This window comes from Mesocryomonas fontinalis, assembly GCF_055730125.2.
The window spans coordinates 121,456-138,006 of the sequence record NZ_JBUZWG020000001.1 but is presented as its reverse complement, the minus strand read 5'-3'; the positions used below and the strand labels follow the sequence as shown (position 1 = coordinate 138,006).

Below are 16,551 nucleotides of genomic sequence, written 5' to 3'. Positions count from 1 at the left end.
GGGAGATCGGCTTATCGCGGGCGGTCCCGTGCTTGATCTCCCCCCTTGAGGGGGAGATGCCGGCAGGCAGAGAGGGGTGGGCATGGCGCAAGCCTCCTTCCCTGCCAGCGGCCTCTCCGCTCACGCCCCGCGCGGCCCCCAGAGAATGATCCCCGCCCCGACCAGGCAGATCGCCGCGCCGGTGATGTCCCAACGGTCGGGGCGGACGCCCTCGGCGGCGAAGAGCCAGGCGATCGAGGCGGCGATGTAGACCCCGCCATAGGCGGCATAGGCGCGTCCGGCCTGATCAGTGGGGACGAGGGCCAGGAGCCAGGCGAAAGCGGCAAGGCTGAGCAGGCCCGGCATCAGCCAGAGCACCGATCTCCCCAGCCGCAGCCAGGCCCAGAAGGCGAAGCAGCCGCCGATCTCGGCCAGCGCGGCAAGGGCATAGATCAGGATCGTTGGCATTCGGCCCTCTTTCAACGACGTTCGATATCTGCCCGGCGGCTCCCCGCGCGCCGGCCCGACGACGGTGCAACCGGCTTCTCACCGCCGCATCGGCCTTCCGCATAGCCTTTGCCGGCCCGGCGATATAGAGACGCGGAAAAGCCGATTGGAAATTCCCGTGTCCCAGATCATCCCCACCGGCGTCTATGGCGCCCCGCCCGCCGACCTCGTCGATCTCCCCGACGGCGCCATCCAGTTTTCGCCGCTGGTGCCCGGCGCGTCCGCGCTCGAGGCGGCCACCCCGGCGAGCTTCGGCGCCATGGTGCTGCTCGCGCCGCCCGGAACGCTCGAGCGCCGGGCGATCATCGCTTTGGCGCTGAAGGCGCTGAAGCCCGGCGCGCCGCTCACCGTGCTGGCGCTGAAGGACAAGGGGGGCCTGCGCATCGCCAAGGAGCTGAAGGCTTTCGGCTGCGACGTCGGCGAGGACTCGCGCCGGCATTTCCGCATCTGCGAAACGCTCCGCCCCGAGAGCTTCGACCGCGACGCCCGCGAAAACCTCGGCACTGCGATCGCCGAAGGCGGTCCGCGCCAGGACGAGGCGGGCCTCTGGACCCAGCCCGGCATCTTCTCCTGGGACAGGCTCGATCCCGGCAGCGCGCTGCTCATCGAACAGCTGCCAAAGCTCTCCGGCCGTGTCGCCGATCTCGGCTGCGGCCTGGGCACCCTGGCACTGGCGGTGCTGGCCTCGCCGAAGGTCGAAAGCATCGCGCTGGTCGACATCGACCGCCGCGCCGTCGAGGCCGCCCGCAAGAACGTCGGCGATCCCCGCGCAACGGTGCAGTGGGCGGACGTCCGCGGCGGCGCCAGGCTGCCGGACAAGTTCGACTTCGTGGTGACGAACCCGCCCTTCCACGACGGTGGCACCGAGGACAGGACGCTCGGCCAGAGTTTCATCCGCCAGGCCGCGGACATGCTGAAGCCCGGCGGCTTCCTCTGGCTCACCGCCAACCGGCACCTGCCTTATGAAGAGGTGCTGAAACCGATCTTCAAGCTGGTGAACCTCAAGGCCGAGAGCGGCGGCTACAAGATCTTCGAGGCGCGCAAGTGAAGGGGCCGGCCAGCGTCCGGCTCGACCGGCTGCTCGCCAATCTCGGCTACGGCTCGCGCCGCGAGATGCAGCAGCTGGCCCGCAACGGCCGCATCGTGCTGGACGGCGCGCCGATCCGCGATGCCGAGGACCGGGTCAAGCTAACGCCGGAGCTGGCTTCCGGGCTCGTGGTCGACGGCGAGGCGCTCGATCCGTTGCCCGGCGTCTGCCTGTTGCTCCACAAGCCGCTCGGCGTCACCTGCTCGCACAAGGAGGCGGGACCGCTGGTCTACGGCCTGTTGCCGCCGCGCTGGCGCCAGCGCGACCCGGCGCTCTCGACCGTCGGCCGGCTCGACAAGGAGACGTCGGGCCTGCTGCTTTTGACCGACGACGGCGCACTGCTGCACCGGATCATCTCGCCGAAGCACCATGTGCCGAAGCGCTATGTCGTGACGCTGGAGCGTCCGCTGAAGGGCGACGAGGCGGCGCTCTTCGCCGCCGGCACCCTGATGCTCGACGGCGACGACAAGCCGCTGCTGCCGGCCGAGCTCGAGGTCACTTCGGAGACGACGGCCCGCATCGTCCTGCACGAGGGGCGCTACCACCAGGTCCGGCGGATGTTCGCCGCCGTCGGCAACCATGTCGCCGCGCTTCACCGCGACCGGATCGGCCGCCTGGCGCTGCCGGAGGACCTTTCCCCCGGCGCATACCGCGTCATGACGGCGGCCGACATCGCCGAGGTATTTCCGGCGAAGGCCACGGACGCCGCCGCGTGAGGCGCTTGCCGCTCGCGGCGCAGAGGCCGAAGGGTCCGGCATGGACATAGAATTTGAAACCTCGTTCGATCCGCGGCATGGCGAGGCCGTGCCGGTGGCGCACCGCGTGCTCCGGGTCACCGGCCGCAACCTCGGCCCGTTCACCTTCCAGGGCACCAACAGCTACGTCGTCGGCGACGGCTCCGTGGTCGTGGTCGATCCGGGCCCGGACGAGGACGGGCATTTCGAGGCGCTGATGGCGGCGATCGCGGGGCGGCCGGTCGACGCCATCCTCGTCACCCACACCCACCGCGACCATACCGCGCTGGTGGGCAGGCTGCGGGACGCCACCGGCGCCCCGGTGGTGGCCGAGGGGCCGCACCGCGCCACCCGCCCGCTGCAGGAAGGCGAGGTCAACGCGATGGAGGCCGCCGCCGACCTCGCGTTCCGCCCCGACCGCATCGCCCGCGACGGCGAGATCCTCGACTTTCCCGCCGGCCGCTTCGAGGCGGTGGCGACGCCCGGCCACACCGCCAACCACATGGCCTTCGCCTTCGGCGACACGCTGTTCTCGGGCGACCACGTGATGGTCTGGTCGACCACCATCGTCGCCCCGCCGGATGGTTCGATGGCCGACTACATGGGCTCGCTCGACCGCCTGCTCGCCCGCGACGAGACGCTCTTCCTGCCCGGCCATGGCGGGCCGGTCCGCAAGCCGAAAGCGTTCATGCGCGGGCTGAAGACGCACCGGCGAATGCGCGAGACGGCGATCCTCGAACGGCTGCACGGCGGCGACAGGACGATCCCAGAGATCGTCGCGGCCATCTACCGCCAGACCGATCCGCGCCTCCACGGCGCCGCCGGCCTCTCGGTCCTCGCCCATCTCGAGGATCTCGTCGCCAAGGGCGCGGTGACGACGGAGGGGGCGGTGCTCGTCGACAGCATCTACGTTCCGGCGGGATAGCGGCGCTGGGATCTCAGTGCCGGTCGCCACTTGCGGCGCGGCCCGTCGTCTTCGAAGAGCGATCGGATGGCGACTGAGGCCGTGCGTTTCAGAAACCCCGGTGGATCGGACGGGTGATCCTAGATCACGCCCTGAAGCGCGTAGTGCAAGCCGTGCGGATGGTAGGCGAGAGACGCCTTGCCGCTGAAATAGGTGGGCACGACGCGTTCCGTCAGCTTGGATCCGAAACCCTTACCGGTCGGCGGCGCGACCACGGGCCCGCCGCTCTCCTGCCAGTCCAGCTGCAGCTGCCCGTCGTCGATGGTCCACGACAGGTGGATCCGTCCCGCTCCGTTCGACAGGGCGCCGTACTTGGCGGCGTTCGTCGCGAGTTCATGGATCGCCAGGGACAGTCCCATTGCCTGCTGCGCCGTCAGGTCCGCCCGCGGCCCGTCGATCACGAAGCGTTGGCCGCCGTCGAGGTGCGGCGCGATCGAGGCGGTGACCACGTCCCGAATGTCCGCGGTCTCCCAGTTCGTCTCGGTCAACATATCCTGGGCGCGCCCGAGCGCCTGGATCCGCTCCGTCGCCAGATGGGCGGCGTCTTTCAGCGACGTCGCGCTTCGAAGGCTCTGCGTGACGACGGCCTGTACCATGGCCAGCGTGTTCTTCATCCGGTGCGACAGTTCGCGCTGCAGGATGCGCTGACGGCGGTCGGCATCCCGGCGTTCGTCGAGCAGCCGCTGGGTGTCGGCCAGCTTGCGGGCGGAGTCGAAATGGAATGCGATCAGCTCGGCGAAGAGCTTGAAGGTCCCGATGATCTCGGGCGTCTTCAGCTTTCGCGGATGCGGGTCGATCGCGCAGAGGGTGCCGAAGAACGAACCGTCCGGCAGCACGATCGGGAAGGATGCGTAGCTTTGGAAGCCGTAGAGCGCCGGCGTCGGGTGCTTACAGTAGATGCGATCCTCGGCGACGTTCTCGATCACGACAGCCTCGGAATTCTCCCGAACCTCGTGGCAGATCGTCGTCTCGACCTTCAGCTCGCCACCGGGAGCCAGACCGAAACGGATCTCATCCTTGACCGCGCAGATGATCCACCGGCCTTCGGTCACCCGTGCGATGGTCGCAAAGCCCATGCCTGTCAGCCGGCAGACGACGTCGAGGATCGAGGGGATGGCCGGGATGCTGGCGATGAGGTCGATGTCAGCTGTGAACGCGTCTGGCAATTTCTGGGTCCGGTTGGCTCAGCCGTTAGGCGAAAGGCCCGGTCAGCGGTGCGGGGACCATACACGCCGGCAGGACCTCGCTCAACTCGTGGGCGTCCGAGCGGATCAGGCATGACCGATGGTAGATCAGTATGTTGACGTGCCCTAGCGGCACCCCGCCGCACCGCCAACCGTGCTCCGCTGGCGATCGGCGAGCGCCGCGCCCAAGGCCGGCGTCTTCCGGCGGTGGCAAATGCCGGCGGCGCCTTATGCGGCAGAAAGCCGCAGCTCCGCTACCTCAGCCCTCGACCACCGGGCCGATGGCGACGAGGCCGGCCATCGCGGTATCGAGGTCGGCGAGGAAGGTCTCGAGGAAGCGGCGGTTCTGGCCAAGATCCCAGTCGACGAGGCGCGAGGTCGCGCGCAGGTCGACATAGGTCTGGTCGTCGTCCTCCGAAATCCGGATGACGACGTCGCTCGGCAGCGCGAGGATCGGCCCGGTGGCGACGGCCTTGAGCGTGTAGTCGCGCGATTCCGGCCGATCGAAGGGATCCGGCGGTGCCGTTACCGAACCGCGGGCGGTCGGCAGCGGAATGTCGACGGTGCCGGAAATACCGAGGTCGCCGGAATCATCGAGCGGCTCGGCCGGTGCGTCGGGCTCGGCGGTCGAGACGTCCTCCAGCGCCCATCCCTCGTCGGCCAGCACCGTGCGCACGAGGATGTAGACCTGCGCGGCGCGCGCCTGGTAATGCCGACCGCCGAGCACCGGCGCTCCTTCGTCGTTCGGCAGCGCCTCGGCGAGCGTCGCGCCCTCGGCGATGTCGGAGGCGAGCATGCCGTCGGTCTCGGCGCGGTCGACCATCGGGCTGCGGCTGGCGATCACCGCGGCGGCGGCGAAAGGCGCGGCGACCAGCAGCGCGATGAACAGCGCCCCTGCCGCCTTGCCGCCGCCTTCGTGGCCGTGCCGCCAGACGCGGCCAAGCCCCGCCAGCGCGAGGACGAGCGTCAGGCAGACCAGCGCGAAGACCAGCCGCAGCACCGCTTTCAGCGCCGCGAAGTCGATGCCGCCGAAACGGTAGACGAGAATGCCGATGACCAGCAGCAGGCCGGCGAAGGCCGCGATGCGCCGCGCCCAGCCCGCCGTCCGCAGCTGCTTCCTGATATAATGCCCTGACAATGCTGCCACGCTCATAGAATGCCCCTTGCGACGCATCCTAGACCAAGCGGAGTTACCGCTCCAGTAACGAGGCGCCGTCCAGCCTGAACACGCCGGTCGCCGGCGTCGCGCCTTGCAAGCCTACTCGAGGGGAAACCGGTAGTCCGCGAACTGCTCGCGCAGCGTCGTCTTCTGGATCTTGCCGGTCGCGGTGTGCGGGATCTCGTCGACCACGACGACATCGTCGGGAAGCCACCACCGCGCGACCTTGCCGTCGAGAAAGGCGATGAGGTCCGCCTTGCCGGGGCTTCGTCCCTCCTTGACGACGATGACCAGGAGCGGCCGCTCGTCCCATTTCGGATGGCGGATGCCGATCACCGCCGCCTCGGCGACGTCGGGATGGCCGACGGCGAGGTTCTCGAGGTCGATCGAGGAGATCCATTCGCCGCCGGACTTGATCACGTCCTTGGAGCGGTCGGTGATCTTCATGTAGCCGTGCGGATCGACATGGGCGACGTCGCCGGTGTCGAACCAGCCGTCGGCATCGAACGCCTCCGCCCCGACGCCCTTGAAATAGGCCGACGCCACCGCCGGCCCGCGGACTTTCAGGCGGCCGAAGGTCTCGCCGTCCCAGGGCCGCGGCACGTCGTCGTCGTCCACCACCTTCATCTCGACGCCGAACGGCGGATGCCCTTGCGTCTGCGCGATGTCGAGCAACGCCTCGCCGCTGCGGTCGGCATAGTCGGCGGTGATCGAGCAGAGCGTGCCAAGCGGGCTCATCTCGGTCATGCCCCAGGCGTGGATGACGCGGACGCCGTAGTCGTCCTGGAAGGTGCGGATCGTCGCGCGCGGGCAGGACGATCCGCCGATCACCACGCGGTCGAGGTCCGGCAGCGCGCCGCCGTGCTTTTCGAGGTGCTGCAGGAGCATCATCCAGACCGTCGGCACCGCCGCCGACATCGTCACCTTCTCCTCGGTCAGAAGCGCGAAGATCGAGGCGCCGTCCATCCGCGGACCGGGCATCACCATCGCAGCGCCGGCCATCGGGCAGGAGAAGGCGAGGCCCCAGCCATTGGCGTGGAACAGCGGCACCACCGGCATCACCCGGTCGCGCGACGACAGGCCCATGGCGTCGCCGCCGAGCGCGATCATCGAGTGGAGGATGTTGGAGCGGTGGGAATAGACGACGCCTTTCGGCGCCCCCGTCGTGCCCGAGGTGTAGCACATGCCGGCGGCATCGTTCTCGCCGACCACGGCCCAGGCGAAATCCTCGTCCGCCTCGGCAAGCCATTCCTCGTAGGGCACGACGCCGGGGAGGCTGGTCTCCGGCAGATGCGCCGCATCGGTGAGGACGACGATGCGGCGAAGGCTCGGAATGGCGGGGGCGATGGCCTCGAGGATCGGCAGGAAGGTGAGGTCGACGAAGATCAGGCGATCTTCCGCGTCGTTCATGATCCAGGCGATCTGCTGGGGAAACAGCCGCGGGTTGAGCGTGTGGTAGACCGCGCCGATGCCGGTGATGCCGTACCAGCATTCGAGATGGCGCCAGGTGTTCCAGGCCATGGTCGCCACCCGGTCGCCCGGCTGCAGCCCCTCGGCCGCCAGCCGTTTGGCGAGCCTCAGCGAGCGCTGGCGCACCTCGGCATAGGTGGTGCGGTGGATCGGCCCCTCGACCGAGCGGGACACAACGGCGCGCCCGCCGTGATACGTGGCGGCGTGGTCGATCACCTTCGAGCACGCCAGCGGCCAGTCCTGCATCAGTCCCTGCACGGGCAGCTTCCTCCCTTTCGTCGCATTTCTCGGTTTGACTGGCTTCTCTGGGGAAGCCTCAGCCGGACCGAAGCCGGAGCTGCAGTGTGTTCACCCGCCGGATCTTTGTCCAGCGAAGCCAAGCCGCCACCGCCACCAGTGGAAACGGCGCCATTCGAGGGGAAAACAGATGCTCGAGAATCACACTGCCATCCCGGCCGCGGACAGCGCCATCGAGCCCTTCGAGGCCGTGGAGTTCGAACTCGCCCTCGACCTGCAGGACGTCACCGCGGCGTCGTTTGCCGACTGCGTCAGCAGCGCCGCCCATGTGATCGGCGGCGAGATCCTGTTCGAGATGCCCGCGGACGGCTCGATCGAGGATGCCCAGCGGATCGCCGCGGTCCGGATGGCCGGCGACAATTCCGGCCGCATCCTCTTCGCCATCCTCGACCAGGACGGGCTGACCGTGCGCATGGCGTCGAGGGCCGAGGTCGGCGAGCGCTTCCACGGCTTCGCCCGCGCCTTCATCGGCGTGCTCGAGCGCATTCGCGGCGACCTGCCGATCGCCGGCATGCGCCCGGCCGGCACCGCCTGAGCGCGCCGGAACACCTTAAGGGCGCGGGGTCGGCCTCAGCGATCTCCGGATCACGTCGAGGCTTCCCGCGTCCATCTGCGCAACGTTGAAGCGCATCATATCGCTTGCCGATCGGCTGACGCTGAAGATGTCGCCCGGCGCCAGCACCAGGCCCTCAGTCATCGCAGCCCTCGCCACGGCCGCGGCGGAGCGCCCCTCCGGCAGCCGGCACCAGAGAGTGAAGCCGCCGCGCGGGATCGTCCATGCCGCAATGCCAAGGTCCGCCAGCGCACCGGCGACGTCGCGGCGGCAATGATCGAGGCGGGCGCGTAGCGTTTTCAGATGCCGCCGGTAGGCGTCGTCGCCGATGACGCCGAGCACGAGTTCGGCCGCGATCGGGCTCGGGCCGCCGAAGTTCGTGGCGATCTGCAGGTCCACCAGCGCCTCGATCCAGTCGGCCCGCGCGAGGATGTAGCCGCAGCGGGTCGAGGCCGACAGTGTCTTCGAGAAGCTGCCGATGCGCACGACGCGGCCGAGCCCGCCGAGGGCGGCGAGCCTCGGAGAAGGGTCCGGCTCGAAATCGGCGAAGATCTCGTCCTCGACGATGACCATGTCGTGCGCCGCCGCGGTCTCGAGCACGGCCCGCGCCGTTTCCGCCGAAAGGGACGCGCCGGTCGGGTTGTGGATCGCCGAATTGGTGAGGTAGAGCCGCGGTCGATGGGTGGCGGCGGCGGCCGCGAACAGGGCGACGTCCGGGCCGGTCGGGGTGTGGGGGACGCCGAGGATGCGGACGCGGTGCGCGCGCAGCAGGGCCTGGAAGTTGAAGTAGCAGGGATCGTCGACCAGCACGCAGTCGCCGGGCTGCAGCAGCAGGCGGCAGAGAAGGTCCAGCGCCTGCGACCCCGAGGCGGTGAGCATGATCTCGTCGGCGCCGGCATCGATCCCCTCGCCGGCAAAGCGGTGAGCGAGGTGGCTGCGCAATCCGATGGAGCCGCGCGTCGGCCCGTAGTCGGCGAGGACGGCGGGATCGGCGTGGGCGAGGCGGCGGAGGCCGCGGCGGATGGCGGCTTCCGGCATCCAGTCCGCCGGAAGCCAGCCGCAGCCCGGGCGCAAGGCGGTGCCCGGCGCATCGAGCGACTGGCGCGACACCCAGAAGGGATCTATCTGGCGATCGGCCCTCGGCTCCACCTCGGCAAGCGCCAGCGGCGGCAGGACACCGGCGACGTAGAAGCCGGAGCCCGGCCGCGACCGGATGAGGCCCTCCGCCGCCAGCCGGTCATAGGCGTCGGCGACCGTCGACGGCGATACGGCGAGCGTGTCGGCAAAGCCCCGGATCGAGGGCAGCCGATCGCCGGCGGTCAGGATGCGGGCCGCCATGCGCCGGCGAATTTCCTGCATGACCTTTCCCGTGCGGCTTCCCGGCGTCGTCCTCTCCAGCATCGCCATCGCTTTTCCCAGCCGCCTGACCCATACGGTTTCGACCAACCGTACTGAACTGTCTCTGTCCGCGCCAGCTGCCGCCGCGCTATTCCGGCGTCCAGACAAAGGCGGGGAGACGGCATGGACAGGACCACGGCGGGATGGGGCAGCGGGCTCATCGGCGTCATCATCTTCAGCGGCTCGCTGCCGGCGACGCGGGTCGCGGTGCACGGCTTCACGCCACTGTTCCTGACGTCGGCACGCGCCGTCATCGCCGCGCTGATCGCCGCAGCCGTCCTCGCCGCCCTCCGTCAGAAGCGGCCGGCGAAGGGCGACCTCCTCTCGCTGGCGATCGTCGCCCTCGGCGTCGTCATCGGCTTCCCGCTGCTGACGGCGCTGGCGCTGCAGCAGATGACCTCGGCGCATTCGATCGTCTTCATCGGCCTGTTGCCGCTCGCCACCGCCGTCTTCGGGGTTCTGCGCGGCTGCGAGCGGCCAAAACCCGCCTTCTGGCTCTTCTCGCTTCTCGGCAGCGGCGCCGTCGCCGGCTTCGCGCTGGCCGGCAGCAGCAGCGCATCGCTCTCCGGCGACCTGATGATGGTCGCGGCGATCGTCGTCTGCGGCCTCGGCTATGCGGAAGGGGCGGCGCTGTCGCGGCGGCTCGGCGGCTGGCAGGTCATCTGCTGGGCGCTGGTCCTCGCGCTGCCGTTGATGCTGGCGCTGGCGCTGCTCGTCCGTCCCGCGGGGCTCGCGGATGTCGGCGCCTCCGCCTGGCTCGGCCTCGGCTACGTCTCGGTCTTCAGCATGCTGATCGGCTTCGTCTTCTGGTACCGCGGCCTCGCACTCGGCGGCATCGCCGGCGTCGGGCAGCTGCAGCTGCTGCAGCCATTCTTCGGCCTGGCGCTCGCCGCGCTCCTGCTCGGCGAGCCCGTCGCCTGGAGCATGGTGGCCGTCACGGGGCTGGTCGTCCTCTGCGTCGCCGGCGCCAAGCGCTTCGCCTGAACGGAACACTCCCGACCGGAACGCGTCCGGGATTTGGACGCGAAAGCACCTCTCCTATCCCCGCCCGCGTCCCTTGGCCGGACCGCGCAGAGCGCGCGTCGCGCGGATCGCCGCCTGCGCCGCCGCAAGCCGGGCGATCGGCACGCGGAACGGCGAGCAGGAGACGTAGTCGAGGCCGACCTGCTCGAAGAAGGTGATCGAGGCGGGGTCGCCGCCCTGTTCGCCGCAGACGCCGAGCGAGATGTCCGGCCGGGTCCGCCGCGCCTTCTCCACCGCCATGGCGATGAGCTCGCCGACGCCCTCGACGTCGATCGACTGGAACGGATCGCGCTCGATGATGCCCTTGCGCTCGTAGGTCGAGAGGAAGTTGGCGCTGTCGTCGCGCGAGATGCCGAAGACGGTCTGCGTCAGGTCGTTGGTGCCGAAGGAGAAGAAGTCGGCGACCTCGGCGATGGTATCGGCCCGCACGATGGCGCGCGGCAGCTCGATCATCGTGCCGACGAGGTAGTTCACCCGCTTGCCGCGCTCGATCGCGACTTCCTCGGCGACCTCGTCGATCAGCTGCTTGACGAAGTCGAGCTCTTTGCGAAGGCCGACCAGCGGCACCATGATCTCCGGCACAACCGCTTCGCCGGCGCGCTCGCCCGCCTCGATCGCCGCCTCGAAGATCGCGCGGGCCTGCACCTCGACGATCTCCGGGTAGGAGATGGCAAGGCGGCAGCCGCGGTGGCCGAGCATCGGGTTGACCTCCTGCAGCTTCTCGATGCGCTCGCGCAGCACACGCTCCTCGATCCCCATCTGCTGGGCGGTCTCGGCGATCTCCGCCTCGCTCTTCGGCAGGAACTCGTGCAGCGGCGGGTCGAGCAGGCGGATCGTCACCGGCTGGCCGGCCATGATCTCGAACAGCTCGACGAAGTCCGAGCGCTGGATCGGCAGCAGGTGCTCGAGCGCCGCCCGCCGCCCCTCCTCGTCGGGCGCGAGGATCATCTCGCGCATGAACCTTATTCGATCACCGTCGAAGAACATGTGCTCGGTGCGGCAGAGGCCGATGCCCTCGGCGCCGAAGGAGCGGGCGGCGCGCGCCTCGATCGGCGTCTCCGCATTGGTCCTGACGCCCATCCGCCGGGCCCGGTCGGCATACTGCATGAGCGTCGCGAAATCGCCGGAAAGGACCGGCCGCTTCAGCCGCGCCGAGCCCTCGATCACCTCGCCGGAGGTGCCGTCGATGGTGATCTGGTCGCCCGCCCGCAGCGTGAGGCCGCCGGCCTTCAGCGCACCGGCTTCGGCATCGATCCGCAGCGAGCCGGCGCCGGTGACGCAAGGCTTGCCGATGCCGCGGGCGACGACGGCGGCATGGCTCGTCGTGCCGCCGCGCACCGTCAGGACGCCCTCGGCGACGTGCATGCCGTGAATGTCCTCCGGATGCGTCTCGTTGCGCACCAGGATCACCGGCCGCCCCTCGCCGGCGAGCTGCTGCGCCCGCTCGGAGGTGAAGACGATCTCGCCCGTCGCCGCCCCCGGCGAGGCCGGCATGCCGCGGGCGATGATGACGTGGTCGGGATTGTGCACAATCGTTGCATGCAACAACTGGTCGAGCGAGGCCGGGTCGATCCTGAGGATCGCCTCCTCCTCCTCGATCAGCCCCTCGCGGACCAGCTCGACGGCGATGCGTACCGCCTCGGCCGCGGTGCGCTTGGCGACCCGCGACTGCAGGAGGAAGAGCTCGCTGTCGCCGACCATGAAGTCGACCTCGACAGCGTCGCCGACATGCGCCTCCAGCCGGCGGACATGGTCGGCCAGCGCGCCGAGATCGCCCGGAAAGCCGTGCGGCAGCGCGGCGGCGTGGCTGTCGAGCAGCGCCTCCAGCCGCCAGCGCTCGACGCGGTGACCGATGTCGCTGCGCTCGCGCCCGCCGAGGCCGAACTCGCCGGTGAGGCGCGACTGGCCGGTCTGCGGATCGCGCGACAGCGCCTTGCCGGTGCCGGAATTCTCGTCGCGCTCGTTGAAGATCATCGCGTGCACGGTGACGGCGAGGCCGGCATTCTCGGCGATGCCATGCAGCACGCGGAAGGCGCGGGCGAGCGGGTTGCGCCAACTGGCGAATGCCGCCTCGACCACCTTGAACAGCTGCTCGACCGGGGTCTGCGGCAAGGTCTCGCCGATCTCGTCCTCGATGAAGGCGAGGTAGCGGGCGATCAGCGCCCGCCACTGCTCGGCGCTGCCGGGCTCGTGCCCCGGCCAGCCGGCATCCACCCGCTCGGCATCGGCGAGATCCTCGAAATCGCCGGGCTCGACGCTGTAGACGAGGACGGCGAAGGATTCGATGAAGCGCCGGTAGCTGCGGAAAGCGAAGTCGAGATCCTCCAGCTCGGCGCTCAACACCTCGACCGTCCGGTCATTCATGCCGACGTCGAGCACGGTGTCGGCAAGACCGGGAATGGCGGTGCGCGAGCTGGTGCGCACGGCGAGCAGCAGCGGCCGCTCGGCATCGTCGAAGCGGCGGTCGCTCGCAGCTTCCAGCCACTCAACCGCCGTGGTGATCTCCGAGCGCAGCGCCTGCGGCAGGCCGCCTTGCCCGGCCGATGCCTCGCGCCAGGCGGTTGAGGTGATGGTGAAGCCGGGCGGGACCGGCAGGTCGAGCGAGGCGAGCAGCGCGAGGTTCGCGCCCTTGGCGCCGAGCGCCTCGAAAGCGTCGGCCGTGCGCTCGGCCGCGCCGCGCTTGAAGGTGTGGACTCTTTTCGCCATCGGACGGTGCCGCGTGCTTCCCAGATAAGATGTGCCCCGCCTTCAGATGGGCAGGTGATCAAACACTTACGGGAAATCGGCGAGCCCGCCAATTGTTGCGACGCAAAAAGCCGCGGCGGGCTTGTTTTGGAGTATCGCACCGCGTCGACCACCGACCCGGTGCAATTTCTCTGATATTCGCCGGCTGTATGGCGGTCGGCTGAGACGCCTACTTCGCCGCGGCGATGATGGCGCCGAATTCGGCGGCGCTCATGGCGCCGGGGTATTTGGCGCCGTTGATGAAGAAGGTGGGCGTGGCGTTGACGCCGAACTCGGTCTCGCCGCGCTTCTGCATCTCGACGACCTTCGCCTGCAGCGCCTTGTCGTTGAGGCAAGCCGCGAAGGTCTCCTGGGTGAAGCCGGCGAGCTTGGCGATGCCGAGGAGGGCCTCGGACGCGTTCTGGGCGCGGGCCCATTGCTCCTGCTGGTGGAAGAGCACGTCGACCATGGCGGTGCGCCGGTCGTCGGGCGCGCAGCGGGCGAGCATGAAGGCGGCGACGGCGCGCGGATCGAACGGGAACTCGCGCAGGATCAGCTTGGCCTTGCCGGTGTCGATGTAGTCCTTCTTCACCGTCGGCCAGATGTTGACGGCGAAGTCGGCGCAATGGCTGCAGGTCATCGAGGCGTATTCGACGATGGTCACCGGCGCGTTGGCGTCGCCGATGACGACGTCGGGCAAGCTGCCCGGCGCCATCAGCTTGGCGACATCGACGGTGCCTTGCGGCGCGGGGGCCTCGACGGCAGCGGTCTCGCCGGCTGCCGGCGCGGCGGCCGGAGCGGCCGGGGTTGCGGCGGGGGCGGTCGCCGCGCCCGGCACCGGCGTTGCGGCCGGCGCTGCGGGGGTGGCTTCCTGCGCCTGCGCGGCGGAGACGACGTTGGTCGAGGCGGTCTCCTCGCCGGAGCAGCCGGCGATCGCCAGCATGGCGGCGCCCGCCGCGAGCAGCACCGACGTGCGCGCGATGGACCTGGCGTCGTTGCGAATAAGTCTGCGCATCGTTGTTTTCCCGTCTCTCGTGCCGGCCGGCCCCGCCTGCCGCTGGTTTACATGCTGCATAGAAAGAGATTGTGGCAAAGCCAATAGACGTTGGCGTGAGCCAGGCTTACCGTTTGGTCACAGGCAGGCGGCGCAGCACGCTGTCGCCGAGGGCGGCGAGCGCTGCCTTGAGCTTTGGATCCTCGATGCGGCTGGTCATCTCGGCAATGCCCTCGGCCTCGCCGGGCTGCAGCGGACGCAGCTGCGGCTTGCGGTTGGGCCGCCCGCCGGCCACCGCCTTCTGGACGATCTTCATCCGGGCGACGGCGGGATAGCCGAAGAAGGCGTTGACCCGGCCGACGAGCTCGGAGGTCTGGTGCTGCAGCCGCAGCACCGAGGCGCCCTCGCAGGCGACGACGAGCGTCGCCGGCTCGAACGGATCGTCCTCGTTGCGGCGCGGCGGCCAGACCAGCTTCTCCGGCCGGCAGACGCCGACGAGGCGGGTGCCGACGAGATCCGGCCAGGCGGCGATCAGCCCGGTGGTCATGCCGGCCTTGCGGGCCAGCACCGGATCGAGCAGCGCCGAAGCGAGATCGCCGACCGGCTTGGCGCCATAGCTGACCCAGGGCCTCTTCATCGGCGGCCCGGCGCCGGTGACGCCGGCGACACCCGTGAAGCCGGTGACGCCCGTGAAGCCGGCGCGCCCGCTCCCGTCACGGCCGGGACCGAAGCGGCAATCAGCGCCAGCGAAAACACCCAGACGGCATCGAGAATGTCGTGGAACAGCATGATGTTGGTCATGCCCGCGCCGACAAAGGCGACGAACAGGATCAGCGCCGCTGCCAGCCGGCGTCCGCCGCCGAGCGTGCCGCGGGCGCGCCAGGCGACGTAGAGCGGCGACAGGATCATCAGGATCAGCGCGGCGATGCCGATCAGGCCGGCATCGACCCCGACGGTCAGGAAGATGTTGTGGAAATGCGAGAAGGTCAGCCCCTCGAAGGTCGTGCGGTTGAGATAGGGCGTCACCGCTGCCCAATGGTTCTCGGAACCGTAGCCGAACCAGGGCTGCGCCTCGATCGCCCGAACCGCGGCGCCATACATTTCCTTGCGCAGGTTCAGCGAGGTCGGGGTCTCGGCATTCGCCGCGATCAACCCGAGATCGGCCCACATCTGTCCGATCCGGCTGTGGATCACCGGCAAGGCGACGACCACGACGGCCGCCGCGATGGCGCCGAACAGCAGGAGCACGGCGGCGCGCAGGCGCCCGGATGCCGCACGCCAGAGCGCTGCAAACTCCCGCCGCCGCGCGAAGATGGCGATGCCGACGCAGACCGGGAGCAGCGGCCAGGCGCCGCGCATGCCGGAGAGGATCACCGCGACGCAGGCTCCCAAGACGCCGCAGAGCGTCAGCAGCAGGCGCCAGCCGCCTTGCGTGCGCGATACCGAGAGGATGGCCCAGCCGGCACAAAGCAGCGAGGTCACCGACAGCGGCCCCGGATTGCCGGCAAGGCCCTGCACCCGCGGCGAGCCGAGGGCGTATTCGAAGAGCACGATGGGCAGGAGCACCGCGCCGCCGACGACCGCCCCGAAGAAGGCGGGCGGTAGCGTGTCGGCGAACTGCGAGTGCCGCATGCGCGGCACCAGGAAGAGCGGGATGACGAAGGGCAGCAGGGCCGCGACGTCGAGAAGCGCGCTCGGCCGGCTGTCGTGGAAGAGTTCCGAGCCGGACATCACCAGGAAGAACAGCAGCGAGGCGAAGACGATCGGACGGTCGGACGGCTGGAGCCGCAGCGCAAACCGCCGCAGCAGGATCGACAGCAAGGCCCAGACGCCGAGGAGGCCGCCGATCACCGAGGCGCCGGAGCCGCCGGCGGCCGCCAGAAAGTACAGGGTAAAGTTCGACAGCCGGTTGCGCCGTCCGAGCCGGACGGGATCGCGGTTCAGGACGAAAGCCCGTGCCCGCTCGAACGGCGACAGGCCGACGACCGGCGCCACCGGGGCCCCGGCGATGAGGCTGGGCACGGCGCTCCGCGACAGGTCCGGTGCAGACAGCGGCCGGGCAGCCCTCACGACCGCGCCCCGACAGCGCCATGGCCGGCTTGCTCGATCGACATCGGGTAGCTCACATCATTCATTCCAGGAAAATTCCACCGCAGCACGAAAATCGAAACCCTTGTCCATCCCCGCCGACTTGGAGGACCAGCTTGACGCCTTCTTTATGGCAAGGACCGTGGCGTCGGGCCTTGCGATGGCCGCACGGCGCCCATCCGGTGATGCCGCGCGGTCAAAGTAGCCGCGCCAGGTCGCTGCATTGCCAGCCGTCTCGCCGGTCCGATGCTGTCTGCTGCGCCGGTTCGCGGTGACGTTAGCGTGCAAGGCTTGATGGATCGTTTCAGGGATCGTTTCGAGGAAGACAAGGCGGTGCCCCTCGCTTAAAGCCTTCGTCCAAGCCCCTCCGCCGCGCCGCCGGCATTCCTT

General features: G+C 69.6%; 14 protein-coding genes. 5 read left to right on the top strand and 9 right to left on the bottom strand.

Annotated features, from left to right (window positions below; translation table 11 throughout):
- Window positions 1-120: 120 nt before the first annotated feature.
- Window positions 121-447 carry a YnfA family protein gene (locus tag ACZL02_RS00660; RefSeq protein WP_472938275.1) on the bottom strand — a complete coding sequence of 109 codons (327 nt, stop codon included), beginning with the start codon at window positions 445-447 and terminating at the stop codon, window positions 121-123.
- Between the two features lie 157 nt (window positions 448-604).
- Between ACZL02_RS00660 and ACZL02_RS00655 the strand changes: the two genes are divergently transcribed.
- The 3 genes from ACZL02_RS00655 to ACZL02_RS00645 are packed head-to-tail and all read left to right on the top strand — an operon-like array spanning window position 605 to window position 3,232.
- Window positions 605-1,534, top strand: a complete 930-nt coding sequence (locus tag ACZL02_RS00655) for a class I SAM-dependent methyltransferase (protein WP_472938274.1) — start codon at window positions 605-607, stop codon at window positions 1,532-1,534.
- Window positions 1,531-2,289, top strand: a complete 759-nt coding sequence (locus ACZL02_RS00650; RefSeq protein WP_472938273.1) for a pseudouridine synthase — start codon at window positions 1,531-1,533, stop codon at window positions 2,287-2,289. The genes ACZL02_RS00655 and ACZL02_RS00650 overlap by 4 nt, the downstream gene beginning before the upstream one ends.
- Window positions 2,290-2,329: 40 nt before the next feature.
- Complete coding sequence (locus tag ACZL02_RS00645) at window positions 2,330-3,232, top strand: MBL fold metallo-hydrolase (RefSeq protein WP_472938272.1); 903 nt, start codon at window positions 2,330-2,332, stop codon at window positions 3,230-3,232.
- 119 nt (window positions 3,233-3,351) lie between these two features.
- Here ACZL02_RS00645 and ACZL02_RS00640 read toward each other — a convergent pair whose 3' ends face one another.
- The 3 genes from ACZL02_RS00640 to ACZL02_RS00630 all read right to left on the bottom strand — a co-directional run bounded on the left by ACZL02_RS00640 (window position 3,352) and on the right by ACZL02_RS00630 (window position 7,342).
- Complete coding sequence (locus ACZL02_RS00640; protein WP_472938271.1) at window positions 3,352-4,437, bottom strand: HWE histidine kinase domain-containing protein; 1,086 nt, start codon at window positions 4,435-4,437, stop codon at window positions 3,352-3,354.
- Between the two features lie 277 nt (window positions 4,438-4,714).
- Window positions 4,715-5,608, bottom strand: a complete 894-nt coding sequence (locus tag ACZL02_RS00635; protein WP_472938270.1) for a DUF1499 domain-containing protein — start codon at window positions 5,606-5,608, stop codon at window positions 4,715-4,717.
- 105 nt (window positions 5,609-5,713) lie between these two features.
- Window positions 5,714-7,342: a long-chain-fatty-acid--CoA ligase gene (locus tag ACZL02_RS00630; RefSeq protein ID WP_472938269.1), complete on the bottom strand. Its 1,629-nt coding sequence runs from the start codon at window positions 7,340-7,342 to the stop codon at window positions 5,714-5,716.
- Window positions 7,343-7,511: 169 nt separating this feature from the next.
- Between ACZL02_RS00630 and ACZL02_RS00625 the strand changes: the two genes are divergently transcribed.
- Window positions 7,512-7,916 carry a hypothetical protein gene (locus ACZL02_RS00625; RefSeq protein ID WP_472938268.1) on the top strand — a complete coding sequence of 135 codons (405 nt, stop codon included), beginning with the start codon at window positions 7,512-7,514 and terminating at the stop codon, window positions 7,914-7,916.
- Between the two features lie 15 nt (window positions 7,917-7,931).
- On the opposite strand, the gene ACZL02_RS00620 is transcribed toward ACZL02_RS00625, so the two are convergent.
- A complete protein-coding gene (locus ACZL02_RS00620) occupies window positions 7,932-9,341 on the bottom strand; it encodes an aminotransferase-like domain-containing protein (RefSeq protein ID WP_472938267.1) in 1,410 nt (469 codons plus the stop codon).
- Window positions 9,342-9,455: 114 nt separating this feature from the next.
- Here ACZL02_RS00620 and ACZL02_RS00615 point away from each other — a divergent pair, with 114 nt between their 5' ends.
- Window positions 9,456-10,316, top strand: a complete 861-nt coding sequence (locus ACZL02_RS00615; protein ID WP_472938266.1) for a DMT family transporter — start codon at window positions 9,456-9,458, stop codon at window positions 10,314-10,316.
- Window positions 10,317-10,370: 54 nt separating this feature from the next.
- Here the strand turns inward: ACZL02_RS00615 and ppdK are convergent, their stop codons facing one another.
- From ppdK to ACZL02_RS00595, 4 genes are all read right to left on the bottom strand, one after another.
- Window positions 10,371-13,061 (bottom strand): pyruvate, phosphate dikinase, encoded by a 2,691-nt coding sequence (gene ppdK, locus ACZL02_RS00610; RefSeq protein ID WP_472938265.1) that lies wholly within the window; start codon window positions 13,059-13,061, stop codon window positions 10,371-10,373.
- Between the two features lie 208 nt (window positions 13,062-13,269).
- Window positions 13,270-14,094: a DsbA family protein gene (locus ACZL02_RS00605; RefSeq protein WP_472938264.1), complete on the bottom strand. Its 825-nt coding sequence runs from the start codon at window positions 14,092-14,094 to the stop codon at window positions 13,270-13,272.
- 106 nt (window positions 14,095-14,200) lie between these two features.
- A complete protein-coding gene (locus ACZL02_RS00600) occupies window positions 14,201-14,710 on the bottom strand; it encodes a DUF721 domain-containing protein (RefSeq protein ID WP_472938263.1) in 510 nt (169 codons plus the stop codon).
- Window positions 14,707-16,095, bottom strand: a complete 1,389-nt coding sequence (locus ACZL02_RS00595) for an O-antigen ligase family protein (RefSeq protein WP_496258374.1) — start codon at window positions 16,093-16,095, stop codon at window positions 14,707-14,709. Before ACZL02_RS00595 ends, ACZL02_RS00600 begins: the two co-directional genes overlap by 4 nt.
- Between the last annotated feature and the right edge of the window lie 456 nt (window positions 16,096-16,551).